The sequence below is a fragment of the Propionispira arboris genome (genome assembly GCF_900109225.1).
Classification (GTDB): Bacteria; Bacillota; Negativicutes; order Selenomonadales; family Selenomonadaceae; genus Propionispira; species Propionispira arboris.
On sequence record NZ_FNZK01000006.1, the window covers coordinates 20,765 to 46,904 of the forward strand.

Annotated in this window: 25 protein-coding genes; 6 read left to right on the forward strand and 19 right to left on the reverse strand. The window is 38.5% G+C overall.

Features of this window, described 5'->3' with window-relative positions; genetic code table 11:
• Nucleotides 1-40: 40 nt before the first annotated feature.
• Together BMY14_RS07295 and BMY14_RS07300 are read left to right on the forward strand one after the other, a co-directional pair.
• Nucleotides 41-757: a gamma-glutamyl-gamma-aminobutyrate hydrolase family protein gene (locus BMY14_RS07295; protein WP_091830548.1), complete on the forward strand. Its 717-nt coding sequence runs from the start codon at nt 41-43 to the stop codon at nt 755-757.
• Between the two features lie 17 nt (nt 758-774).
• Nucleotides 775-2,055, forward strand: coding sequence for an APC family permease (locus tag BMY14_RS07300; protein ID WP_091830550.1), 1,281 nt, complete (start codon nt 775-777; stop codon nt 2,053-2,055).
• A gap of 108 nt (nt 2,056-2,163) precedes the next feature.
• On the opposite strand, the gene rihA is transcribed toward BMY14_RS07300, so the two are convergent.
• The 6 genes from rihA to BMY14_RS07330 form a co-directional block, all read right to left on the reverse strand.
• Nucleotides 2,164-3,102 carry a pyrimidine-specific ribonucleoside hydrolase RihA gene (gene rihA / locus BMY14_RS07305; RefSeq protein WP_091830552.1) on the reverse strand — a complete coding sequence of 313 codons (939 nt, stop codon included), beginning with the start codon at nt 3,100-3,102 and terminating at the stop codon, nt 2,164-2,166.
• Between the two features lie 87 nt (nt 3,103-3,189).
• Nucleotides 3,190-4,374 (reverse strand): NupC/NupG family nucleoside CNT transporter, encoded by a 1,185-nt coding sequence (locus BMY14_RS07310; protein WP_091830554.1) that lies wholly within the window; start codon nt 4,372-4,374, stop codon nt 3,190-3,192.
• A 37-nt stretch (nt 4,375-4,411) separates the two neighbouring features.
• Nucleotides 4,412-5,341, reverse strand: coding sequence for a pseudouridine-5'-phosphate glycosidase (locus BMY14_RS07315; protein ID WP_091830556.1), 930 nt, complete (start codon nt 5,339-5,341; stop codon nt 4,412-4,414).
• 20 nt (nt 5,342-5,361) lie between these two features.
• Nucleotides 5,362-6,321 carry a carbohydrate kinase family protein gene (locus tag BMY14_RS07320; RefSeq protein WP_091830558.1) on the reverse strand — a complete coding sequence of 320 codons (960 nt, stop codon included), beginning with the start codon at nt 6,319-6,321 and terminating at the stop codon, nt 5,362-5,364.
• 90 nt (nt 6,322-6,411) lie between these two features.
• Nucleotides 6,412-6,849, reverse strand: a complete 438-nt coding sequence (locus tag BMY14_RS07325; RefSeq protein WP_177177512.1) for a PTS sugar transporter subunit IIA — start codon at nt 6,847-6,849, stop codon at nt 6,412-6,414.
• A 67-nt stretch (nt 6,850-6,916) separates the two neighbouring features.
• The gene (locus tag BMY14_RS07330; RefSeq protein WP_019554470.1) at nt 6,917-7,108 is read right to left on the reverse strand and encodes a helix-turn-helix domain-containing protein; all 192 of its coding nucleotides are present in this window, start codon (nt 7,106-7,108) and stop codon (nt 6,917-6,919) included.
• Nucleotides 7,109-7,770: 662 nt separating this feature from the next.
• On the opposite strand from BMY14_RS07330, the gene BMY14_RS07335 reads away from it, so the two are divergent.
• Nucleotides 7,771-8,142 carry a helix-turn-helix domain-containing protein gene (locus tag BMY14_RS07335; protein WP_091830562.1) on the forward strand — a complete coding sequence of 124 codons (372 nt, stop codon included), beginning with the start codon at nt 7,771-7,773 and terminating at the stop codon, nt 8,140-8,142.
• Between the two features lie 186 nt (nt 8,143-8,328).
• Here BMY14_RS07335 and BMY14_RS07340 read toward each other — a convergent pair whose 3' ends face one another.
• Nucleotides 8,329-10,053, reverse strand: coding sequence for a purple acid phosphatase family protein (locus BMY14_RS07340; protein WP_091830564.1), 1,725 nt, complete (start codon nt 10,051-10,053; stop codon nt 8,329-8,331).
• Between the two features lie 154 nt (nt 10,054-10,207).
• A complete protein-coding gene (locus BMY14_RS07345; protein ID WP_091830566.1) occupies nt 10,208-11,104 on the reverse strand; it encodes a LysR family transcriptional regulator in 897 nt (298 codons plus the stop codon).
• 39 nt (nt 11,105-11,143) lie between these two features.
• On the opposite strand from BMY14_RS07345, the gene BMY14_RS07350 reads away from it, so the two are divergent.
• On the forward strand, nt 11,144-12,103 hold the full coding sequence (locus BMY14_RS07350) for a sulfite exporter TauE/SafE family protein (protein WP_245741313.1): 960 nt from the start codon (nt 11,144-11,146) through the stop codon (nt 12,101-12,103).
• A gap of 192 nt (nt 12,104-12,295) precedes the next feature.
• Here the strand turns inward: BMY14_RS07350 and BMY14_RS07355 are convergent, their stop codons facing one another.
• Both BMY14_RS07355 and BMY14_RS07360 read right to left on the reverse strand, forming a co-directional pair.
• Nucleotides 12,296-12,949, reverse strand: coding sequence for a pentapeptide repeat-containing protein (locus BMY14_RS07355; RefSeq protein ID WP_091830568.1), 654 nt, complete (start codon nt 12,947-12,949; stop codon nt 12,296-12,298).
• 209 nt (nt 12,950-13,158) lie between these two features.
• Nucleotides 13,159-13,803: a TetR/AcrR family transcriptional regulator gene (locus BMY14_RS07360; protein WP_091830570.1), complete on the reverse strand. Its 645-nt coding sequence runs from the start codon at nt 13,801-13,803 to the stop codon at nt 13,159-13,161.
• A gap of 238 nt (nt 13,804-14,041) precedes the next feature.
• Between BMY14_RS07360 and BMY14_RS07365 the strand changes: the two genes are divergently transcribed.
• Nucleotides 14,042-15,043, forward strand: a complete 1,002-nt coding sequence (locus BMY14_RS07365; protein WP_091830572.1) for a lipocalin-like domain-containing protein — start codon at nt 14,042-14,044, stop codon at nt 15,041-15,043.
• 231 nt (nt 15,044-15,274) lie between these two features.
• On the opposite strand, the gene BMY14_RS07370 is transcribed toward BMY14_RS07365, so the two are convergent.
• Nucleotides 15,275-15,925 carry an HAD family hydrolase gene (locus BMY14_RS07370; protein ID WP_091830574.1) on the reverse strand — a complete coding sequence of 217 codons (651 nt, stop codon included), beginning with the start codon at nt 15,923-15,925 and terminating at the stop codon, nt 15,275-15,277.
• A gap of 65 nt (nt 15,926-15,990) precedes the next feature.
• A complete protein-coding gene (larA, locus tag BMY14_RS07375) occupies nt 15,991-17,274 on the reverse strand; it encodes a nickel-dependent lactate racemase (protein ID WP_091830576.1) in 1,284 nt (427 codons plus the stop codon).
• Nucleotides 17,275-17,608: 334 nt separating this feature from the next.
• Between larA and BMY14_RS07380 the strand changes: the two genes are divergently transcribed.
• Nucleotides 17,609-17,872: a DUF1883 domain-containing protein gene (locus BMY14_RS07380; protein ID WP_091830578.1), complete on the forward strand. Its 264-nt coding sequence runs from the start codon at nt 17,609-17,611 to the stop codon at nt 17,870-17,872.
• 130 nt (nt 17,873-18,002) lie between these two features.
• On the opposite strand, the gene argH is transcribed toward BMY14_RS07380, so the two are convergent.
• The 7 genes from argH to argC form a co-directional block, all read right to left on the reverse strand.
• Nucleotides 18,003-19,427: an argininosuccinate lyase gene (gene argH, locus BMY14_RS07385; protein ID WP_091830580.1), complete on the reverse strand. Its 1,425-nt coding sequence runs from the start codon at nt 19,425-19,427 to the stop codon at nt 18,003-18,005.
• Nucleotides 19,420-20,640 carry an argininosuccinate synthase gene (locus BMY14_RS07390; protein ID WP_425438918.1) on the reverse strand — a complete coding sequence of 407 codons (1,221 nt, stop codon included), beginning with the start codon at nt 20,638-20,640 and terminating at the stop codon, nt 19,420-19,422. Before BMY14_RS07390 ends, argH begins: the two co-directional genes overlap by 8 nt.
• 42 nt (nt 20,641-20,682) lie before the next feature.
• Nucleotides 20,683-21,615, reverse strand: a complete 933-nt coding sequence (argF, locus tag BMY14_RS07395) for an ornithine carbamoyltransferase (RefSeq protein WP_091830584.1) — start codon at nt 21,613-21,615, stop codon at nt 20,683-20,685.
• Nucleotides 21,616-21,702: 87 nt separating this feature from the next.
• Entirely contained in the window at nt 21,703-22,896 is a 1,194-nt protein-coding gene (locus tag BMY14_RS07400) for an acetylornithine transaminase (RefSeq protein ID WP_091830586.1), read from the reverse strand.
• Nucleotides 22,897-22,929: 33 nt separating this feature from the next.
• Entirely contained in the window at nt 22,930-23,817 is an 888-nt protein-coding gene (argB, locus tag BMY14_RS07405) for an acetylglutamate kinase (RefSeq protein ID WP_091830588.1), read from the reverse strand.
• A gap of 15 nt (nt 23,818-23,832) precedes the next feature.
• Nucleotides 23,833-25,038 carry a bifunctional glutamate N-acetyltransferase/amino-acid acetyltransferase ArgJ gene (argJ, locus tag BMY14_RS07410; protein ID WP_091830590.1) on the reverse strand — a complete coding sequence of 402 codons (1,206 nt, stop codon included), beginning with the start codon at nt 25,036-25,038 and terminating at the stop codon, nt 23,833-23,835.
• A gap of 36 nt (nt 25,039-25,074) precedes the next feature.
• Nucleotides 25,075-26,109 carry an N-acetyl-gamma-glutamyl-phosphate reductase gene (argC, locus tag BMY14_RS07415; protein ID WP_091830592.1) on the reverse strand — a complete coding sequence of 345 codons (1,035 nt, stop codon included), beginning with the start codon at nt 26,107-26,109 and terminating at the stop codon, nt 25,075-25,077.
• Nucleotides 26,110-26,140 lie beyond the last annotated feature (31 nt).

Below are 26,140 nucleotides of genomic sequence, written 5' to 3' on the forward strand. Positions count from 1 at the left end.
TTCATTCAATTTACACATCGAACCAAGGAGTGAAATACCCATGAAAAAAATTATCGGAATCTCTGGCAGCATCATGTTTGATGAAGGCGGTATGTTCCCAGGTTATCCAAGAGCTTATGTAAATCACGACTATGTAAGATCCGTCCTCGACGCAGGTGGTATTCCTTTGATTATCCCTGTAAATACCAATGAAGAAATCATCAAAGCACAACTTGCATGTATTGACGGACTCGTTATTTCTGGTGGATATGATGTGAACCCTTTGTTATTCGGTGAAGAACCACATCATCTGCTTGGCATGACCCTCGCGCAGCGTGATACCTTCGATCTGGCACTCATCAAATATGCACTCGAAATGAAAAAACCAATTCTTGGCATCTGCCGCGGCATTCAAATCATCAATACAGCTTGTGGTGGAACTTTATATCAGGACTGTTCTTTATCCGAAGGGTCCTATATCAAACATTCGCAGGGACACACACCAACGCAAGTCTCACATTCGGTGAAAATTGAAAAGGATTCATATCTCTACGAAATTTTCGGCTCACAAACCTTAGTCAATTCCTTCCATCATATGTCAGTTAAAGACCTAGCACCCGGATTTAAAATTACAGCAACCGCTGCCGATGGTATTATTGAAGCAATGGAAAAAGAAACAGGTTCCTTTATCCTAGCTGTCCAATGGCATCCAGAAATGCTGTCTGGTGTAAATCAAGATATGCGTAAATTATTTAAGCTCTTACTTGAAAAATCTTAAAGAAAACAGGTGATTCTATGAGTACAAACAAATTTGGTTTTTGGAGCATTGTTTTATTAGGAATCAATGCGATCATTGGCTCCGGTATTTTTTTACTGCCGAATAAAGCTTACGCATTGACCGGTTCATTTTCACTAATTGTGATTTTATTTGATATGATTTTAGCAATTTCAATGGCATTATGTTTTGCCGAACTCAGCGGCCTCTTCAAGAAAAACGGCGGCCCTTATGTCTATGCAAAAGCCGCTTTTGGTGATTTTGTGGGTTTTGAAGTCGGCTTCATGAAAGCAGCGGTCAGCATCATTGCCTGGGCCACAATGGCCAATGGTTTTGTCACTGCACTCTCAGCCGTATGGCCCATAGCCAGTGGCCCTATTTACAAAAACAGTATTATCATTGCCTTAATTACGTTTCTTGCCATTATTAATATTCTGGGTGTAAAATTATCAGAAATTCTCAATAACATTGTTACGATTGGGAAAATTCTGCCACTGCTCCTTTTCATCAGTGTCGGTATTTTCTTTATCAACGGTGGAAATTTTACCCCGTTTTTTACCACTCAAGTAACTGAAACCAGCTCGTTTGGGGCAGCGGCATTACTCATATTTTATGCATTTACCGGATTTGAATCCATCTCCTCTGCCGCTGAAGATATGGATGATCCAAAAAAGAACCTGCCGCGAGCAATTCTTGTCGTGATGCTGATTGTTTCAGCTTTTTACCTTTCCATTCAGGCAGTTTCGATCGGCATTTTAGGCACGTCGCTCGCCAATACACAGACACCGATTGCCACTGCAGCCTCTGAATTTCTGGGCCCAGTTGGTGGCATTCTTGTAACGGCCGGTACGTTGATTTCAATTGGCGGCATCAATATTGCTGCTTCTTTTTTAACACCACGAAACATTGTAGCCATCGCTGATGATAAATTACTGCCACCTGTATTTTCAAGATACAGCAAATATGGCACACCTTATGTAGCCATTGCTTTTTCAGCAATTTTGACGATTTTCATTGCACTTTCTGGCTCCTTTACTCAGCTGGCAGCCATCAGTGTGGTATCGAGATTTACCCAGTATCTCCCAACCTGTCTGGCCGTTATTGTCCTTCGCAAGAAAAATCCCACAGAAAAAAGTTCCCTTCGCCTTCCCTTTGGACCCGTTATTCCACTCATTTCCGTCATTGTAAGTGTTTGGCTGCTTGTCCAATCCGATTTAGAGAAAATTCTAATTGGTCTCGGTGGTCTCATTATTGGTATTCCTTTTTATTTTTTAATGAAAAAACAGTATTTGGACAAATAAATATGGTATACTAATTTTATCGGTTGACAGCCACAGAGGCACTGCCCCACTTCGGGACAGTGCCTCTGTTTCTTTTTAAACAAAAATCACTTCATTTTCACATATTCTTCATTGCGAATGAAACGTTTTCAGAGCATCCATGAGCATTTTAATAAATGCATCACGATCAATATCGAGCAAAACCTTGCAGTTCTTCTGGCGATAACTCAAGTCATAATAATCCACCACGGTTTCCCCCTGCGTAAGTGCTCCATCCACTTCAACCTCTACATTTAAAAATTTTTCTTGAAATATCGTTGGATCTATAAGCCATGCGATTGTACAGGGATCATGTAATGGCGCACCTTTAAATCCCCATTTTGGGTCTTCATGATACCGTTCAAAAAAATCAAGCAAACCGGCAAAAACATCCGCCACAGGATTTCCGATTTCATGAATTTTTGCAATTTCCGATTTTAAAATTTGTGCTTTATGTGTAACATTTAGTGGTACCATAACGATTGGTATGCCAGAACCCAGAACCATTTTAGCGGCATGTGGATCAACAAAGATGTTAAATTCGACAGATGGTGCCCAATTCCCCAGTCCCATAGCACCGCCCATAAATACAATCTGCTCAATCTTGGTTTTAAGCTCTGGATATACAGCAAGAAATAAGGCCGCATTCGTCATCGGTCCAGTAACTACGAGAGTAATCAATTCCTTACTTTCCTGCAAAGTTTTAGCAATCAATTCAATTGCCGTCATATCCTGTGCTTTAAAATCCGGTTCCGGCAGCACCGCACCATCCAATCCACTTTCTCCATGTACATTATCAGCAATAATCAGTTCGTTTAACAAAGGTTTTTGATTGCCACCTGCCACGGGAATATTCTGTTGTTTCATCAAAGTCAGCAAACGCATCGCATTTTTCAAAGTTTTCTGTGGTGTCTGATTCCCCACCGATGTAGTAACTGCAAGAAGTTCAATATCCTGCGATGCAATTGCCAGCATCATAGCCAGTGCATCATCATGCCCGGGATCACAATCCAAAATTATTTTTTTCATAAGAAAAACCTCCATACGTCTAAGTTGAATTAAATATTTTTAATAAAATTACCAATTCGATTTATACCCTAATTTAAGACTTGAATTTTAGAAATACAGACCAACAATGGTTCCACTAAGAATAGACGCCAGCGTTGCACCGGTTAATAATTTCATCGAAAATTTTGCCACATGGAAACCGGATTTTTCGTTTATAGCCTTAATCGAGCCTGTAATAATACCGACCGTACCAAAATTAGCAAAACTAACCAAATATACCGAAATAATGGCATTTGCTTTTAGCGTCAAATTACTTGCCAATTCGTGTAAAGTTCCCATCGCGACAAATTCATTCGTGATCAATTTCGTAGCCATCAAACTGCCGACTTGGACGATATCCTGACCCGGAACTCCCATAACAAAAGCAATGGGCGCAAAAACATAACCGATCAAAGTCGTAAACGTCATGCCAAAAAAAACATCAAATGAACTGTTTAGAAAAGTTACCAGCGAAACAAAGCCAATCAGCATCGCCCCTACGGTAACAGCCAATTTGAACCCGTCTAAAATATATGTTCCCAATACCTGAAAAAAAGGATCTTTGTTCCCCTTCGGGATTTTTACAAGTTCATCATCCATTTCCGGTTCATATGGATTCACAATACAGGAAATAATTAATGCCGATAAAATATTTAAAAATACCGCAACCACTACATACTGCCCAGGAACCATCTTCATATAAGATGCCAGCATTGCCGCACTCACAGCACTCATCGCCGAAGCACAAATCGTATAGAGTCGCTGCTCTGTTAGCTTAGGAATCTGCTCTTTCACAGTTAAAAACACTTCTGGCTGCCCTAAAATCGCTGTCGATATGGCAAAATAACTTTCCAGTTCTCCCATGCGTGCAACTTTATTCAAAGCCCACCCAGTCCACTGAATAATAAACGGCAGAATTTTTGTATAGTTCAAAATACCAACCAGTGCCGAAACAAAGACAATTGGCATCAAAACAATAAAGAAAAATACCGCAGCCCCTTCTTTCAGAACAAAACCACCAAAAACAAAATCAACCCCACCTGATGCCTGCGCCATAAGCCAACTAAAGAAATTGGAAATTTCCGTAAGTGCATAGATACCTCCTGATGTATTCAAACACAAAAAAGAAATCAGAATTTGCAGCGAAAACAAAATACCAATATTCTTAAAACGAATCTTCTTACGATCTGAACTCATAAACCATCCTACAGCAAACACAAAAGCCAGCCCTGTCAGCAAAAATATAACATTCACAAGACAAAATCACCTTTCCTTAAAGTTTTAACTAATTCTAGACAGTTTCTAATTTGCACAATTCTACCGCCGTCAGTGCGGCGAGTTTCGCATTATGATAAACAAGCTGAATATTGGCTTCCAGACTGCGACCTCCCGTAACATCTTTAATCCTGGACAGTAAAAACGGTGTTGTTTGTTTCCCATGAATCCCCTTTATGCGAGCTTCCTCCACAGCTTTTGCAATTGCCTGTTCAATAACTTCATGTTCCATCGAATATTCTTTAGGAATTGGATTCGTCACTAGCATTCCTGCACACAAACCCATTTCCTGACTTGTATGGAATGCTTCCGCCAGTTTCTTTGGAGAATCGATTTCATAGTCTACTTCAAATCCGCTGTGACGAGTATAAAATGCCGGTAATTCTTTCGTTTGATAGCCGATCACAGGGACACCGTGAGTTTCGAGATATTCTAACGTTAAGCCTAAATCAAGAATAGACTTTGCTCCCGCACAAACTACCAAAACTGGTGTATGCGCTATTTCTTCCAAATCCGCAGAAATATCCATACTTGTTTCCGCACCACGATGTACGCCACCGATTCCGCCTGTAGCAAAAACCGAAATTCCAGCCATATGAGCAATCATCATCGTTGTTGTTACCGTAGTAGCACCATCTGCACGACGTGCTGTCAAAACAGCAAGGTCCCGGCGACTTGCCTTATTGATTTTCGCACCACTCTTGCCAAGATACTCAATTTCGTCTTTCGAGCAACCGACTTTTAGTTTTCCACCGATTACAGCAATCGTGGCGGGTACAGTACCATGTTCGCGCAGAACTGCTTCCACTTGAAGTGCAGTTTCCACATTTTTTGGATAAGGCATACCATGAGAAATGATCGTAGATTCCAAGGCAACAACCGCTTTTTTATTTTTTATCGCTGCACTTACTTCTTGGCTGATTTCTAAATATTTTTCTAAATTCATAAAATGACCACCTTTATATTTTATATTGTAGAAACGGAATATTCTGTAAAATTAGCTCGTTCTTTAAGATGTTTTTGATTCAAATTCGGATTTACGGTTTCTGGATATTCAATGCATAAAGAAGCCGCTGCCAAGCCGGCTTTTGCAGACTCTTCTAATTCCAGTTCGTTCAAATAGGCCCAGACAAGCGCTGCCATAAACGCATCACCGCAGCCTGTCATACCGACTGGTGTAGTCTTTATACATGGCAGCATCTTACATCCCCTATGATCTGCCGCCATGACGCCCTGTTTTCCCATACTGATAAAAACGCGCTGCAAGCCTGTAGCTAATAAAACATCGACTGCTTGATATAATGTAACTCTATCCGTAATTTTCACACCAGAAAGAATTTCCGCTTCAAGTAGATTTGGTTTTAGCGTATGAATAAGCCCTAATACCGCTTGTAATTTCATCGCTTTCGTCGTCGATACAGGATCAACAAAAATCGGTGTCCGACAATGCTTTGCAATCCACGCGATTGAGTTTTCTGGAATATTCGTATCAACAACAATAACCTGTGCTTCCTGCAACAAATATTCCCTGGTCTGTAGAAATTCCGGTGTGATTTGTTCATAAAGTGCCATATCCGCAATCGCTGCCTCCATATCCCCATCCTTCCCCTCAATGAAAAGGTACGTGGATGTAAAACCATGCTGGACATGCATTGACGGGCTGCTGTCAATCCCTAATTCATTGCAGGAAGAAGCGATTTTTGCCGCATAAACATCTTCACCAAAAGCAGTAATAAAACATACATGAAGTCCAAGCAAGCTCATATTATGGGCAATATTCCGCCCTACACCACCCAGTTTCATTGATATCGTTCCCGGATTTGAATCTTTCAAAACAAGAGGTTCAAATGCTTGCCCGCCAATATCAATATTTGCTCCCCCGATTACCACAACATAAGGTTTTTCCCCCTGCTGTTCCTGTTTCATAATTCACCCTCCATTCCAAGCCTGCCTTTTATGGCACAAATCGTAAAAAACACATTTCGCTTATCTGCTTCATTTATAAAAAGCCTCCTTTCAGCATAGAGCTACGATCGACTTCACCTCCTCCAAAGTCTTTGCCTCTGTCAACCGGTCAAGCACACCGTATTCGATCAGATCGAGTGCAAACGACACCATATGCCAATAATCTTGGACATTCATTGCCGAAAAGCAAAGCACTACCTTGACCATTTCCTTTGACCCAGAAAAAGATAATGGTGTCTTCAATGTAACTAAACTGATTCCCGCTCGGAATGCTCCATCTTCATAGCGCGTATGCGGAATGGCAATCCCTTCTGCAATAACAACATCTACACGATGCTGGCTGACATTTTGAATCATTCCATCAATATACGATTCCTCCACACAACCCTGTGCAACCAATAGTTCCCCGCCAATCCCGACAGCTGCTTCCCAAGACTCAGCTTCTATTCGCAGTCTCGTATTTGTTTCATTAAATAAAATTTCAGCCAATCTATGTTCCCTCCTTATAAATAACAGAATTTTCCGATTTTAATTTTCATATCGTATATAAATAAATTTACGATTTAGGTTGTAATAATTCCCCAATACTAACACCTAAAGCCAAAGCCAATTTTTGTGCAATCGGAACTGTTGGCTGTTTCTTATTTGCTTCCAATTCCGATATGTAAGTTTGTGAAACCCCTGATTTATCTGCTAACTCCTGTTGTGACCACCCCTTTGCCTTACGAATTTCCGCCAAATTTTCCAAAGCAACCCCCGCCTTTCACAAGATACAAATTTCCATATATAGAACGCATTAAACATTTTATATGGCAATCGTCAGGAATGGGGTATAGGGTTGAGTGGCGTTACGCAGGAAGCAAACGATGCCCTAACCCCATTCCTGGCAGACTGATAGAATGGAGGTAATTTCTTTAATGCGTTTATATAGATAAAGATGAATTTTATTTTCACACGTGTTTTGTTCTTTTTAATTATGGTATAATTGCTATAGCAATATATGGAAGCGAAACAATACAGTATGGGTTGCAATCGACTAGATTTGCCCATATAAATTCCGTTTTTCTTTTTTCCGAAAGGAATACATGACAGAATTATCGAACCGTTTTAAAGAGTCTTTTTCTACTTTGATAGTTTTGATCAAGACTGTTTAGTTTTTAACCAAACAAGCTTTTTTTATTGTGCAGTAATACTTTTGATAAAAAGCACCCCACCAAAAATAAATATACATTCTACTTATTTTTAACATTTACGTTGAAAAATCTTATTTGTCATGCTTTCATATCAACAAATAACTCAAGACACTTATTTGTTTCTTTATCTGATCTACACCTTTATTATAGACACATATTTGTTCTTAGTCAATATTAAAGTTATAAATATATGCTTTTATAGAAAGGATTTTATTTTATGGAACCTAACTATTTAGAAATAGGAAAACGATTACAAGAAGCGCGAAAATCTGCTAATATGTCACAGCAAGACCTTGCTAATTTAATGAATGTATCATCCTCTTATGTGAAAAATACAGAGCGGGGTGGAAAACCTAGTATTAGTTATCTATTCACCGTAGCCAATAATTGTAGTGTATCCTTTGATTGGTTATTAACGGGAACTCATACTTCATTAGACTTAAAACAAATTCCGAATAGCAATGAAGAAACGGAAGATTTATTAGATAACCTCCGCAATATACTAAATACCGCTGATCCAGATATACGTATTTGGGCAAAAGTTCAATTACAAAAAATGTTTGGTGAATATTTGCCTGCAAAAAAATAAAATACATAAAAAAAAGACGATATAAATTTGGCTTGTAATGGCCTAATCTATATCGTCTTTTATATTTTTACGAAACGTCTCTCATAAATAATTCCAATATACCTTAAAAGTCAGTAATTGGCTGTATCTCCTAGCAAATTTTTAGACTCAGGGCGTTCATTCATTTTTTGAATAAATTCCCGATCTTTATTTTACCATGAACAACATATTCATTGCTTTGTCGTAGCGGCTCTGGAAAGCAAACATTGTTTTAATATCATCCACTGATATCATTGCGGTTCCCTTAAGCAGTGTAAGTGGATAAGTCAAAGTATGTGCTTCTCTATTTAAATTTGCCTGTGTAGCGTTAAGCTTTAATAATACAGTTGTTTTTTGATACGATGCAATAATATTCCCCTCACTATCACCATCAATCTTACCGCCGATAAATTCGATAAAGCTGCGTAGTGGAATATGCCAGATACCGGATATTTTTTGTGGCGGTACTGCAACTAAAGGTGTTTGCAGTAGATTCCCCCAAATGACTAAAAGCGTATTGTTGGATGGTTCTGGCAAACTCGTGCGCGGAATATCAACTTGTTTTTGCTTATCGATACTATATACATCAATCAATTCACCACTTTGTGTATAGGCATTTATGGTAAGAACTTTTTGATTAACCGTAATCGTCACATAATTCGGTTCAGCTTGTGGATCGTGGAAAAAGGCATCCCATACTTTAGGCGATAAATCTGTATAATATTTATTGCCGCTGCGCCCAGAAACCAAATATACGGTTCCTTTTGCCGGTGCATCAACAAACGTATCCTGATAAATCGGATAAGTACGTGAATAGCCATGATCATGTCCATTGATAACCAGATCTACATGATGTTTATCAAGAACAGGCGTCAAAACTGCTTTTACTTGTTCATTCGAACGGGTAGCCTTGTTATAGTAAGGGGTTTTATGAAATAGAACAATCTTCCATTCCTGCTTGCTAGCAGTAAGATCTTGATCAAGCCAGTTTGCTTGAAGTTCCAGCATATGGTCAACGTAGGAATGCTCTTCCTCCAATTGACTATCTAGAACCGCGAAATGTGTATTGCCATAATCAAAAGAATACACTTGACCCTTGAGTGCTTCGGGTCCATTCATTGGCAGATGCAATTGTTTTTTAAAATAGAGCGGCAACACGGAATGATTTTCTTCAGGTACATCGTATGTTTCATGATTTCCTGGTACCGACATGCTAGGAATTTTATCAATAACATCTTTTGCGGCGGCATACCAGTTTTTCCAATGGGCGTAGTCTTGCCCCACTTCAACAAGATCTCCAACATTCATAAAAAATGCGGCATCTGGATGAGCGGCATAGGCATTGTTAATTGTTTTTTTCCATGGCCCATATTCTGGGTTTTTAGGCAGTCCACTTTGTGAATCTCCGAAAACAAGAAATTTAAAAGAATCCTCTTTATCTGGTTGTGTAGAAAATTGCAGAGGTTCACTCCATTTATCATCTATTTTGACACGATATGTATAAATTGTTCCGGGTTTTAGGGAGACGGCTGTAGCATAATGAAGCATAACATTTTCTGTATTTGTTTTGAAAAGTTCATGATCCGCTTCTATAGTAACCGCTTTTTCCCAACCACTTTTTTTATAAATACTCGTTTTTATGACTTGCAAACTACCTTTTTCACTGTTTTCTGCTGTAGACCAGGCAATCGTTTGTGTAGTTTTTGGATCAAGGCTCCAAGTAAGTGTCAGATGACCTGCTGAAGCAACTGCATCGGCTGCGAATACTTTCGTCAGGTTTATCGGTAAAGCAGCAGCTACTAGAGAAGCACCACATGTTTCTAAAAAAAGTCGACGACTAATCCCCTTGTTGGTTTCTTGAAATAGATCAAGCAAACTTTTTTCTTGTTTCACAAAAATCCCTCCGTTACTGTAAATATCTTGTATTCTTTTATTTTAATGTCTTACGGATGGTAAATGGTTACGTTTTTATTAAGAATATGTTAATACTGCTACGACAACATAATGCAGATTGTGTCTAATCTTAAAAAAACTTATTTTAGTGCGGCTAAGACTGAACAAATTTTTGTTTGATGATCGCAAGAATTTTTATTATATGGGGAGATAGTTCTTTGTCGGTTTTACGACTGCAAAAATATACCGGGCGTTTTATTTTTATTCCTTTTACGTGAACGCGCCCAACCTCATTACGCTGCAAATGTTTTTCAACTGCCAGTGAAGGGGCTAACATCGTCCCGTAGCCAGCGATAACAGCATGAATTGATTCATTTAGCCCATGAAATTGTACGCCTATTTTAGGATTTGCCACACCATGGACTTTACACAAAGCAAACAAGATTTCCCTTGTTGAACTTCCTTCTTCCCTTAACAAAAAGGGTTCTTGTACTAAATCAGATAATGATATTTCTTTGCCAGCATATTTATGTCCTTTTGGAACAATAAACCAAAAGTCAAGATCCATTAAATGAATAAGATTCAGCTCGGGTTGTTGCCAAGCTTCTTTTACGACAAAAGCAGCATCGGCTTTATAGTGAATTAATCGTTCCAATGTCTCCATTGAATTACCGCTATATAATTTTACGTTTACAGACGGTGCTGCTTTTTTAAACTGAGCTAAGCCTAACGGTAATAGAAAATTAGCGGGCAAATAAGTTGATGCAATTCGTAAATCTTCAAGTTCCCCGTTTTTAAATTGTTCTAATTTATGTTCAAGGTCTTTTTCCATATCAAATAAATATTCGGCTTGTTTAAATAGAAATTTTCCGGCATTTGTTAATTTCATCCCCCTGCCGTTCGCTTCAATCAATTTCAATCCAGTTTCTCTTTCCAAATTCCGAATCTGCATCGTTACCGCCGGCTGGCTAATCGAAAGGATTTCAGCAGCTTCCGTAACACTTTTTATCGATGCCACCGCCGTAAAGATACGAAGCGCATGAAGATTCATTGCATCGTCTCCTTTTATAAGAAAATTTTATGATTTACTATGAAACATATATTAGATTTATTATTATTTATTGTATATCATTTATATAAAGAAGCAAAGGAGATAAATAAATTCATGAATACACATATACTGAAAAAAGAAGCAACCCCCTCGCTAAAACAAAAATCACATATCAAAAAAATTATATTTTTTATTCTTGTCCTTATATTATTCATAAGTTATACCTTTGAAAGTACTCTGCTGGCAAGTACCGATTATCAATTTTTCCTTTTAATTTTCATCGGTTTGATTGCTTCTTTTTTAGGTACATTAGCCGGTGGTGCTGCTTTAATTACAATTCCGGCTATGATGTTAACGGGCATCCCCATTCAAACAAGCATTGCTACAAACAAATTCTCCTCTGGGATCGCTGCTATTTCAAGTGTATTTTATCTGATCCAGCATAAACAGCTTCAAACGAAGTCAATACTTCGTAATGTACTCGTAGCGTTTGCAGGTGGACTATGCGGTGCCTTATTAACGGCCCAGGTTGCTGAACAAACTATGAATGTTGTTGCATTTTTTTTGCTTTGTTTTGCATTATTGGTAACAATGAAAAATAAAGACTGGACTGGCAGCATTGCTATCCATAAACCGCTTTCGTCTAGCATGAAAGCAAATTTATATATTCCCTTTTTAGTGGCGATCTATGATGGAGGATTTGGTCCTGGTTCTTCTACGTTCGGCATTATTTATTATTTGAAAAATTTTCATAACTATATGAAAGCCGTTCAAATGACAAGAGTTTTAATTTTGGGCAGCTGCACGGGAGGATTTATTGTATTTTATCAAACTGGATTCATCAATTGGTCTTATGCTATTTCTATGGGGATTGGTTCTATCCTTGGTTCTCAAATCGGTCTTTTGTGTTTACCTAAAATTCCGCAAAAAATGGCCAAACGTCTTTTACTTTCGATTATTTTACTCTTAATTGGGCAAATGTTTTATAAATTGTTTTAATCTGTATAAGTTGCATTAAATATTCTATATAGCAATGCAAACGATGCCCTATATCTGGCAGACTAATAGACACGATGTAATTTCTTTAATGCATTATATATAATGAAAAAACCGTCGCTACAATCAGCATTTATAAGTTCCATAAAAAAATAGCTTTCTATGATTTTTTATTTTCTCATAGAAAGCTATTTTTCATGGCTTAACCTGAATACCCCAGAGGCCGATTAAATTTGCAGCTTGAAATGTATTGATTATACACCCCTTAAGCTCCATGGGAGGAATCGATACCAAGGGTGCCAACAATTCACTATTGCTAAAATCAACGTTCGTCAGCATTGTTTTAAAAAAATTTGTCTTCACAAATGTGGACTTCATAACAGCAAAGCGTTTCAATTGTGATTCTATAATGGATGATTCTGTAAAATCAATACGATCAAATAAAACATCCGTTATTTTCGTTTTAATGAAATATGCATATTGCAAATTTGATTCTTCAAATGTTGTGTGTTTGATAACGATATCACTCATATCTATACCAATACATTTACAGGAGACAAAGCGGCATCGCTCAAAATATGCTCCTTCAAACTTGCTGTTTGATAAATCACACGATTGAAATACCACGTCAATAAAAGTCGCCTTTTCAAAGTTACAATTACGAAACGTACATTTTTCAAAAATGCTCTTGCGAATTTCAATTTTAAAAAACGCTTCATCTTCAAGGCACTCTTCACGGATTTCAATTTCCTCAATTGGCAATTCCTCCGCCATAAATTCCTGTACATAAAAAGAAAACGTATCCACTAGATTGAGTTGTGCTGGTATCTTAGGACGTATAATACTCATATTCTTCCCCTTTTTGCTAATGAACCAGCCTGCATAGAAGACTAGTTGCACTCTTTTTAAATCAAAAAAGCTATAACTATAACTATAGTATTTTCCACAATAACAACAAATACCTGCCAACCTACTATAAATTCAATGGAGTTTATTTGAAGTACCATTCTGAAAGTTTTTTATGCAATAGAGCCTCTTCAGTTTTCTAAGTTGCGGTTTTACGTTTCCGGAAAGATTAACCAGTTTGGATTTTTTTGCGATTTCCGGCTTTCTACCCCTGTTTGAAACCCATTTAATGCAATTTTTATTAAAACTTTTGCCATTTCCTTTGGTGGAATTAATGCACCAGTTTCAAACCATTGTTTAATAATTCCTAAAAAGCCAAAGATTATATAGGCATAAAAATATTTACTGAATGCTAAATCACTATTTTTCCTGTCCATTATATTTTGTCTTTTGTAAAATTCATTTTCAATTACGGTTTTGGTTTTTTCTAAAAATGAAATACCACCATTAGGCCCCATTAATGCATTGCAAGCATTTAAATTATTTTTAAACCATTCAAATAATTCAACCAAAGGAGGATATGTTTTATTTTTCAAATTATACGCAACAAATACGGAAGGGTCTATTTTCTTTAAAATTTCACTCATTTCCTGCAGCATTTCTCTTTCATTTTGCTCGAGCAAGTCAAATATGTCGCGATAGTGTAAATAAAAAGTACCGCGATTCAGATCCGCTCTTTCTGTCAAATCCTTGATAGTAATGTTATCCAATGACTTCTCATTCATTAATTCAAAAAGTGTATCTCGCAATAATTTTTTAGTTTTCCTAATTCTTCTGTCTGGAATTTGTTTATCCATTCTTATATATCCTTTCAAAAAAATTTAATAATGAACATTTCTTGTTCTTCTGTTTGATATAAAACACAAATCAGATTATTGACTAGTGTATTTTTTAATTACTTATATTATAATCAATACAAGATCATAAATCAACATAGTGTTCATTTATGATCACTGTGATTTCATGATTTCTTGGTACATAGTTGCCAGGAAATCATATCCAAAAAAATTTTAAAAATAGTAAAGGGGTTTTTTTATGTCAAAGAAAAATTTAATGAAAAATAGCGGTATCCCTCTTTTTGTAGACTACAAAGAAGATTTGTCTGCAAAGCCCAAGGCCACTGCAGATTCCTGGTATATCATCTGCAACTTTGAATCTGAAGGCAAGCAGATTGGTTTTGAATGGCACCAAATGTTTATGGGTTCTGGTACAGTCCAAGTCAATAATACAGAGTTTCTATTAATGGAAGGTACTGAAAAAATTTGGATAGACAATGCAAAAACAGGACCGACTTCTTCATTTCATGGCGCATCAGATAAAGAATTAAATGTATATTCAGAGTTTGGGAACCTTCATGGTAATTGCCAAAAAATGACGTTAAAACTTGCAGTAGAGAATGGAAATGTTGATGTAGTTTTAAGACCGAGGAAAAACAATATTCTTTATAATGGAACAACGGGTCTTCTTGATTTACTTGGCACCAACTCTTATCAATTTTCATTCCCCAATATGGATATCGAGGGAACCGTTACGATTAAAGGAAAAGAATACAAGGTTGATCATGCAACTGCATGGTTCGACAGACAATGGGGATTTGGCTCGGCGGAAGGTCTTCTTGCAAAATCATCAGACAAAACTCTTAAGCCAGCATGGCTGTGGCTCGGTATGACACTAAATGAGGATGCAAGCGGTGCCATTTCGTTATGGGATACTTATTCTGGTGGAAAGCGAAATGCTTTTGCTACCATCTTAAATCGCAATGGTACTCAAGTAAATGTGAATGCGGATATAACGTATGATCATATTTGGACAAGCAGCCGTACCAGCAATCAATACCCTGCCAGCATTCATATTTCCATTCCGACAGAGAATCTCGATATCACATTGACAGCTTTATTAGATGAGCCGGAATTTGCTCACAATGGATCAATGACGCAAGGCTGCCAAAGCCTTTGCAACGTGCAAGGTACTTACAAAGGCCTTCCTATCAATCGGCATGTTATTCTTGAAATGATTGGAGATCTCTGTGGCGAATAAGCCGTTAAATACAAAACTAGAAGGTTTTTAAAAAGCCACCTTTATTCCAATAGACCCGCATAGAAAACCCAAGATGTAGAATTTTTTCCTCCACCCTAATAAAAAGAAATACACCCCTATCCAAAATGGTAAAATGATGGTATCAAAACCAGTTACCATTCTGAAAGGGGTGTATTTTATATTACAATTAAAGTATGCTTGTTTTCTAAATTGCGGTTTTTATAACAAATGCTATTCGGAAATTCTAGGAATTGTGTTGCAAAATTTGGCAAATTCATGGATTGTCGCAAAAATATAATCTGGCTTTAATTTGTTCAATTTTTCGATTTCTGTGGTCTCCGCCCATGCTGCCGAGATCATTCTTACGCCTGCTTTTCTGGCAGCTGTTATATCAGTCGGTGCATCGCCAACATAATAGGCTTCTTCCGGTTTAATTTTAAAATTTTTGAGAACAGCTGACATTCCTGCCAATTTTACACTTCCCGTGATTGAACCCGTTTCAACCTGTTCAAATAAATCTCCAATTTCATATTGTTCTAAGGTTATATCTGTACTTTTCTTTCCCTTGCCCGTCACCATGGCTATCCGTATGCCTTTTTGCTTTAAATCTTTTATGATCTCCACGATACCCTCAAATGCTTTTGGACATTCGTTGTGAAAAAGTTTATAATAATGCAAATATTTTTCTAACCCCTCTTCATACTGTTTTGGTATCAGCGAGTGAATCGTACCTTCTTCCGAAGGTCCAAAAGTTGCGATAATTTCTTCATCACTGATATTTCTTTTCATAAAAGTTTCAATTGTTTGACGAAAAGCCTTGATACAAAGAGGAAGTGTATTTCCTATCGTTCCATCTAAATCAAAAATCATTGCCTTAATCATTCGCGCGTCTCCTTCGTATTGTTTCTCATTTTAATGTATCCGTTTGCTCAGGTTCTTCTTTATACTCAGTCTTTTACAATTACGGAAAGGCCATCCGGAATAACCGTTATCTTTGCCCCTTCGCCTTGCAGTTCATAGGCTCGTTTCAAAGCCTCATCTAATGTTTTGGCAAGCTCCATATGCATGTTTTTAATCAATTGTTCATCGACAAGATCCGACACCATAATCACATGGTGTTTCGCAAGAATACGTGCTAATATTTGCGAGGTCCATTGATCCGGAATCGTATCCTGTCGTTTTGTATGTATTGCTTTTTCTAAAAATTCTTCTGGTGTTTTTACGTCAGCTAAATTTCTATAAAATCCTTCCCCACCATGCCCGTCAGCACAGCCTGCAACCATAATAATAACACCATTTTCTTTATTCACAGCTTCAGCCGTTGTCATTCCTTTAACTGCCTGATAAATATTTTGATCTAAAGGATAACCACCATTTGTGGAAATAGCTATATCACAAGGTATTTTTTTTACTTCCGACATTTTTTTTACGAAAGAACAGCCTGTTTGATGGGCTTTTTCTAAATCACCAGCAAAAGAAGCAATAATTTTTTTATTTCCATCCAATACTACATTTAAAATAAAAGCAAGCCCGGATTTCTTCGCCGCGTACAACATATCAGCATGAATCAGATTCCCTTTAAGATTACCGGTACGCGCCTCACTCGTATCAATAAATTCTCCACAGTGATTCGCCATAATCGTTTTATACGATGCAATTCCCGGCAATACAGACTTTCTACCGCCAGAAAATCCCGCGAAAAAATGTGATTCAATAAAGCCTTCCGCAATAAGCAGATCCGCCTCAGCTGCAATACGATTGATGATGCAGGGTCCGCCAGATGGCAGGATGCCTATTTGCACCATAGCATCATCATCTGTTGAAATATGCATGATAATCTGTTCGTGATTCACAATATCTTCGCCATATTTATCAATCAATTCCTCTTTGGTTGATGGACGATGAAAGCCAGTAGCAACTAAAATTTTAATATCTGCATCCGGTTCAATCTGCCGAATACGTCTAAGTAGAATCGGCGTAATAATCTTTGATGGTACCGGACGCGTATGATCTGAACTAATCAAAACGATCTTTTTCTTGCCACGAACCAGTTCTTCTAATTTATCTGACCCAATCGGAGCAGCCAGGGATGCTTCTACGATTTCTTCTTGCGACAACTTCGTTGCATAATTTTCTGCTTCTGAAGTCAAAACACCAGCTAAATTATTCTTGTTGATTTTTGCTATAATCTTTCTCTTATCATATGGTAAGCTTATATTCACAAATTCCATTATAAAACCTCCTAGTTTGATTTCAATGAGACATTTATTGGGTATCTGAGAACCAGTATAGTGCAATATTGTTTTTTTGTATAGCTCAAGAAAAAGATGACTCTTATAAATAAATATGATAACGAAAAATCAAAAGCATACGTTTTTTCGTAGCCAACCGATTATAAAATATAAAAAAGCCACTTATTGCAAGACGCTATACAGATTAATTGGTTTTTCTAGTACAAACTCCCTACTCTTTTCCCATTTACAGAACCTCCTGTGACAAGTATGCTTAAAGTAGACTTATGAATACATCATAGCAATTTTGCTGTTTTAGAATGGAAGTGTACACATGAATTTTATAAAATATGATTTAGGTCCTGTTGCTGGTGGAAATAAAGTTAGAGTTACACTTGATATACAGGCGAATGTAATGTTAATGGATCGCATGAATTTTTCCTTATACAATGACTCGCTTGCTTTTAAATATTTTGGTGGTTACTATAAAAACTCACCCGTTACCATTGATGTTCCTGATACGGATCATTGGTATGTTATTATTGATTTGGGCGGTGCCGCTGGTCCGGTAAAAACAACCTGCAGCGTCATATCTTAGACAAAAAAACAGATATCATTTTAGGAAAAAAGAATATGAACCAAAAAAGCTGACTCCTATTTTATATAGGAATCAGCTTTTTTACATATTGCTACTACCGACAAATTTGCTTGTACTAACTTCTCTTTATTTAAATCTGAATTTGTTTGCTTTCATATTCGTCAATAACGACCTGTTGTTTTTCCAGCATTGCTTTGGCAAGCTGCAATTGATTTTCTACTTGTGTATAGGAGGTACCACCAAACGAGTTACGATTCTTTACACAAGTTTCCGGTTTAATTGCTTCTAAAATATCGGCTTCAAAAAGTGGTGATAATTCTTTGAACTCATCATGAGATAAATCTTTTAGCCAAATTTTCTTTTCAATACAATAATGTACCGCTTTACCGGATACTTCATGAGCTTGTCTAAATGGCAGACCTTTTTTTACCAGATAATCCGCCAAATCCGTTGCATTGGAAAAATCATCGCTTACAGCTTTAAACATGACGTCTTTGTTTACTTTCATCGCCCGAATCATCTGGGCATAAACAGCCAGACTGAATTTCACAGTATCAATCGTGTCAAAAAGACCTTCTTTATCTTCTTGCAGATCTTTATTATAAGCAAGCGGCAAACCTTTTGTTGTTGTAAGCATTGCCATAAGGTGACCAATAACCCGACCGGTTTTACCACGAACCAGTTCTGATACATCTGGGTTTTTCTTCTGTGGCATCATGCTGGAGCCTGTACAATGGGCATCATCTAATTCAATGAAGGAAAATTCCCGTGAACACCACATTATGATTTCTTCACTGAGACGACTCATATGCATCATCATAATAGATGCTGCCGACAAAAATTCCAGAATATAATCACGGTCACTGACCGCATCTAGACTGTTTGTATAAATTGACTCAAAATTAAGCTGATCCGCAACAAAACTGCGATCAATCGGGAAGGTTGTACCAGCCAAAGCCCCCGCGCCAAGCGGCATTATATCAGCTCGTTCATACACACCCTTTAGACGGGAAAAGTCACGACTGAGCATCGAAAAATAAGCCATCATATGATGCGAGAATAGGATTGGCTGAGCACGCTGCAAATGCGTATAACCAGGCATGATGACATCACTGTATTTTTCTGCTGTTTCGACAAAAGCCGTCTGCATATCAAATACAAGCTTGGCAATATTTACGACTTCTTTACGTACATACATATGGGTATCCAGTGCGACCTGATCATTACGGCTGCGAGCCGTATGAAGTCGACCACCCGCTTCACCGATTGCATCGGTTAGACGTTTTTCAATATTCATATGTATATCTTCTAAGGCAACATCAAATGAAAAGTTGCCTTGTTCGATATCCGTCAAGATCTTTTTCAAGCCAGCAATAATCGAGTCCTTATCTGCATCGGCAATGATACCGCATTTGGCCAGCATCGTTGCATGCGCGATACTACCTGCAATATCTTCGTGATACATGCGTTTATCAAACGAGATAGAAGCCTGAAATTCGTTGATCATTTCATCAGTTGATTTGGAAAATCTTCCACCCCAAAGTTTTTTACTCATTTTTAAGTCCTGCTTCTTCTTTCATTAAGGCTCTCACTTTAAGCGGCAAACCAAAAAGGTTGATAAATCCAGTTGCATCAGCCTGATTGTAGACTTCATCACGTTCGAACGTAACAAATTCTTTGCTGTATAACGAATATGGCGATTTCGCCCCAGCTGACATAATATTGCCTTTATACAATTTCAGTTGTACCGTACCGGTAACGGATTCTTGCGTACTGTCAACAAAAGCAGCCAGTGCTTCACGAAGCTGTGAGAACCACATTCCATCATATACCAACTCACCATAGCGGATCGCAATACCTTCTTTATAATGGAGCGTTTGTCTGTCAAGGCAGAGATATTCAAGTTCACGATGCGCATAATAGAGAATTGCTCCGCCTGGATTTTCATATACGCCGCGGGATTTCATGCCCACCAGACGGTTTTCAACAATATCCGTAATACCAATACCATTCGCCGCACCAATATCATTTAATTTAGTTAAAAGTTCTACAGCACCCATTTTGTTGCCATTTACTGCAACAGGAATCCCTTTTTCAAAATCAACCGTTACATATTCTGCTCTATCCGGCGCATCTTCTGGTGCTTTTGAGATAAGCAGCATATCATTTTTCGGTGCATTCCAAGGATCTTCAAGATCTGAACCTTCATGGCTCAAATGCCAAATGTTTCTATCCATACTATATGTTTTATTGCTTGTTGCAACAGGAATTTTATGTTTTGCCGCATATTCAAGTGCATCTTCACGGGATCTAATTTCCCACTCACGCCAAGGTGCAATAATACGGATATTTGGTGCTAACGCTTTTACCGTAAGTTCAAAACGAACCTGGTCATTCCCTTTGCCAGTTGCGCCATGAGCGATGGCATCTGCACCTTCTTGTTTAGCGATTTCCACAAGTGCTTTCGCAATAATCGGACGAGCAAACGAAGTCCCTAATAAATATTTACCTTCATAAACTGCGCCTGCTTTTAAAGTCGGCCACACATATTCTTCAAGGAATGGTTCCGTCAAATCAGCAATAAATACTTTCGATGCACCCGAGGCAAGAGCTTTGTCATGAACTACATCAAGTTCATCCCCTTGTCCAATATCAGCACAAACTGCAATAACTTCACAGCCATTATAATTTTCTTTTAACCATGGAATAATAACGGAAGTATCTAAACCACCGGAATATGCAAGTACTACTTTCTTTACATCAGCCATCAAAAAAAACGCCTCTCTTTTCCAAAATATTATTTAAATTTTTCAATCACACATTGTTAAGGCCATAATTGCCTTCTGGACATGCAGACGGTTTTCCGCCTCATCAAAGATGACTTGTGCATTATCTTCCATAACATCTTCCGTGATTTCTTCACCACGATGAGCCGGCAGACAATGCAGTACAATTGCTCTTTTATCAGCAGCTTGTAAAAGTTCTTTGTTGATTTGATAATTTTTGAAGATTTCTTTACGTTCCTGACGCTCCGATTCTTGTCCCATGCTCGCCCAAACGTCTGTATACAGGATATCAGCATCTTTTGCGGCAGCAAAGATATCATGGCCTACCGTAATAGAACCGCCCGTCAGCTTTGCATCTTCCACCGCATTTTTGGTCACAGCCGCATTTGGTTCATAGCCTGGCGGCGCCGCCACCGAAAAATGCATACCAACTTTGGCACAACCATACATCAACGAATGAGTCATGTTATTCCCGTCGCCAATATAAGCGAGCTTCAAGCCCTTAAGGTTCTTGCCTTTATGCTCTTGTACCGTCAGTAAATCCGTTAGCACCTGGCAAGGATGCAGTAAATCCGTCAAGGCATTAATGACAGGAATATCTGCATATTTGGCAAATTCCTCCACATCAGCATGAGCAAACGTACGAATCATCACACCATCGAGATACCGTGACAAAACACGCGCTGTATCTTTAATCGGCTCGCCACGCCCTATCTGTAATTCACTTCCAGATAAGAAAAGTGCCGTACCACCCAATTGATACATTCCTACTTCAAAGGATACACGGGTTCTTGTTGATGATTTTTGAAAAATCATCCCCAACGTTTTACCTTTTAAAATGTGATGCTCAATACCAGCTTTTTGCTTTGCCTTTAATTCTTTGGCAAGGTCAAGGATTTCATACACCTCTTCTGTCGTAAGATCGTGTATCGATAATAAATCTTTGCCTTTCAACATATTAAAACCCCCAAAAATTTTACCGCCCGCATATTTTATCTATATTCGGTGATAAGCACCTAATTATTATACTATAATAGCTTTAATTTATACATGTTTTTTTAAAACTTTATCCAGTATGGTCATGAGCTCATCCACATGTTGTTTTGTGATGATAAGCGGTGGCACAAACCGTAAAACATTCCCTGCTGTACAATTGATGATAGCTCCCTGCTCCAGACATTCATTTACGATGTCACGACCTGGTTTCGTTAATTGCATGCCAAGGATCAAGCCAAGGCCACGAACATCTACGATAAGCGAAGGGTATTTCACCTTACATTCTTCCAATTTACTCTTAAGATAAGCGCCCATTTCCTGACAATTTTCCAGTAAATGATCGCTTGCAATCGTATCAAGAACTGCATTTGCGGCTGCACAAGCAAGCGGATTGCCACCAAAAGTCGAGCCATGATCGCCAGCATGGAAAACCTTCGCTATTTCATCGGCGGCGATAAAGGCTCCAATTGGTACCCCGCCGGCAAGACCTTTCGCAAGTGTAACAACATCCGGTTTCACGCCTAATTGTTCATAAGCGAACAATGTACCAGTTCTGCCCATCCCCGTCTGAATTTCATCAAAAATGAGTACTGCATGATATTTATCACATAAAGCGCGAACCTGTTTAAGATAATCAACGCCCGGCATATTCACGCCGCCTTCGCCTTGAATTGGTTCCAGCATAACAGCACATGTCTTATCGCTCATCATATTTTCAAGAGCCTTAATATCATTATACGGTACATAATCAAAACCTGCCGGCAAAGGACCAAATCCTTCCCGATATTTGGGCTGACCCGTGGCCGTAAGTGTAGCAATCGTACGTCCATGAAAGCTGTGAATTGCTGTAATGATCTGCGATTTATCTGGGTCGATGCTATGTGCATATTTACGAGCCAGCTTCATAGCCCCTTCATTGGCTTCCGCACCAGAATTACCCAAAAATACTTTGCCAAGACCACTGAGTTTTTTTAGTTTTTCTGCAACATCAACTTGGACTTTTGTATAATAAAGATTCGAGCAATGGATCATTTTCCCCGCTTGTTCAGCAATCGCTTTTACCAAGACCGGATGATTATGTCCTAAAACATTAACAGCAATCCCGCCCAGATAATCAATATATTTTTTTTCGTCTGTATCATATACGTAAGGTCCTTCTCCATGATCTAAAACAATTTGATATCTTGCAAAGACCGGAAAATAGGATGCTTCGTCTTGTTTATAAATTTCTTCGTTTGTCATCTGACTCGTCCTCTCCGTATGCTTTTTTACTTGTTACCGAACAACTTCCGTGCCAATCCCCTGTGGTGTGAAAACTTCTAAAATCAACGAATGATCAAGGCGCCCATCAATTATATGGGTTTTGCCCGCCCCCGCTTCGAGTGAACACAAACACGCTTCTACTTTTGGAATCATACCACCAGCGATAGTTCCATCTTTTATCATTTCTTTTGCTTCATCTTGTGTAAGCGTTGAAACAAACGTTGTTTTATCATGGTAGTCTTTATAAATACCTTCAATATCTGTCAAAAGAAGCAGTTTTTCAGCATGAAGTGCACCGGCAACTTCAGCTGCCACATAATCGGCATTAATATTATAGCTTTCATTGTTTTCACCGACACCAATCGGTGCAATCACCGGAATATAATCCTGATCTAAAAGATCATTCAGTATATCCACATTGATTTTTTCGACTTCACCAACAAAGCCAATATCAACCATCCGAACCGTTTCACCCTCGTAAACTTCAGCCAGCTTTTTTTTAGCGCGAATGAGTTCTGCATCTTTACCGCTTAGTCCGACAGCCTTTACTCCGCGGTGATTCAGCAAACTGACAATTTCAGTATTGACCTTGCCCACCAGAACCATCTCCGCAATTTGAACCGTTTCTTCATCTGTCACACGCAAACCACTGACAAATTCTGATTTTTTACCGATTTTCTGCAAAAAGCCAGTAATATCGGGCCCGCCGCCATGTACGACAACGGGCCGAATACCAACATATTTCATCAAAGCAATGTCTTCCATTACTTTTGCTTTTAATTCATTATTGACCATCGCGTTGCCACCATATTTGATAACAATTGTTTTACCAAAAAATTTTTGAATATATGGCAAAGCTTCTACTAATATAGCGGCTTTATCTTTTGATGAAAATTCCACGTATTATCCTCCTTATCAGGTGTGATATTCTCCGTTTATTTTTACATATTCATAAGAAAGATCACAGGACCATACCGTAGCTTCTTCATCGCCTAATCCCATATCAATCGAAATCGTAATATCATGAGCTTCCATAACATCACGCAGGGCCGTTTGATCAAAAGCAGCACCCATGCCTTTATCAAAAACAGTGATATCGCCAAACTTCACAACCGTTTGTTCTGGTATCATTTGTACTCCGGCATAACCAACTGCACAAATTACACGGCCCCAGTTTGCATCCTGTCCAAAAAATGCCGTCTTAACAAGTGGAGATTTAGCCACCGACATAGCAACTGTTTTTGCATCGGCAAAAGAAGGCGAGCCCGTTACTTTGATTGTCAGAAATTTTGTTGCTCCTTCACCATCTTTCGCAATTTCTTGTGAGATTCCTGTACAAATTTTATCAAGGGCATCACAGAAAATTTTATAATCATCATTTTCTGTTGTAATTGCAACATTTGCAGCCATGCCATTTGCCATAACAACGACCATATCATTGGTACTCATATCGCCATCAACCGAAATCATATTAAACGAAGTTTCAACAACTTCCGAAAGTGCTTTTTGTAATAATTTTTGATTGATTGCTACATCCGTAGTAATGAAGCAAAGCATCGTTGCCATATTAGGCTGAATCATACCTGATCCTTTGGCAATCGCCCCTAAACGGACTTTTTTACCGCTGATTTCGATTTCCAGTGAGCAGGCTTTCGATTTTGTATCTGTGGTTATGATGGCATTACCTGCCGCCACACTGCCGTTTGCATTTAACTCTTTCACAGCGGCTTTAATACCTGGCTCCATTTTATCCATCGGCAAATTTACACCGATTACACCAGTAGAAGCAACAATAACATCATCCGGCTTCACACCTAATTCCTGCGCTGTGATAGCTGCCATTTGATTGGCATCATCCATCCCCTGCTGCCCAGTACAAGCATTCGCGCAGCCAGCATTAGCAACAATTGCAAAAGCAGTCCCTGATTTAACTACCGCTTTTGAAACATGTACGGGAGCTGCAGCCACTGCATTTTGCGTAAATGTCCCAGCAACTACCGCTGCTTTTTCTGTATAAATTACAGCAATATCTGCTTTACCGCTTTTTTTAATTCCAGCTTTGACACCCGCTGCTGTGAACCCTTTGGCAAATGTAACACCTGCATTATTTTCTCTAAACACAAAAATTCCTCCAAATATTTATTTCGTATATATCCATTAAGGATAAACAGGAACATTTAAAAGTCCCATTTTTTCATCAAAACCACAAATAATATTAAAATTCTGCACGGCTTGACCGGCAGCACCTTTTACAAGATTATCAATCGCTGAAAGAGCAATCACCCTGCCAACACGGGCATCGATGTGCCAGCCTATATCACAGAAATTCGAACCGCGCACTTCCTTTGTCGCCGGATAACCGCCTCGTCCCAGGAGCCGAATAAAAAATTCATTTTGATACATCTCTTCATATGCTGCATCAACCTGCTCTGCCGTCACGTCTGGTTTAAGCTTTGCATAACAAGAACTCAAGATTCCCCTAGACATAGGTACAAGATGCGGCGTGAAACTCAAAACGATTTTTTCGCCAGCAAGTTCCGATAAAGTTTGCTCAATTTCTGGTGTATGGCGATGTCCGCCTACATTATATGCTTTGAAATTATCATACATTTCCGGAAAATGATTGCTCAAGTTTGCGGAGCGCCCCGCTCCTGACACACCGGATTTAGCATCAATTACAATCGTGTCGATATAAATCAAATTATATTTGACCAATGGTGCTAATGCCAAAATACTCGCGGTTGTATAACAACCAGCATTACCAACAATGGATGCAGTTTTAATATCCTTGCGATAAAGCTCTGCTAATCCATAAACACGTTTTGCATCTTTATGGGTATGTTCGACTTTATACCATTCTTCATATGTTTTTGTATCCGTAAAGCGATAATCTGCTCCGAGATCAATGATTTTAACACTTTTACCTTCCAGTACCTTACCGACCGCCATCGCATGTCCATGTGGCAAGCCAATAAAAACAACATCACTAGCCCCAGCAATCTTATCCATTTCCTTCATGCTGATTAACTTCTGATCATAAATTCCTCGTAAGTGAGGATATATCGCTGAAATCGGTTGACCGGTGTGGCTTTCCGATGTCATATACATAACTTCTGCTTCGGGATGATTGTGCAGAAGTCGTAAAAGTTCTGCACCGGCATACCCGGTAGCACCAATAACACTAACTTTCATACCAATTCCTCCTCAAACTCCATGCTCATAA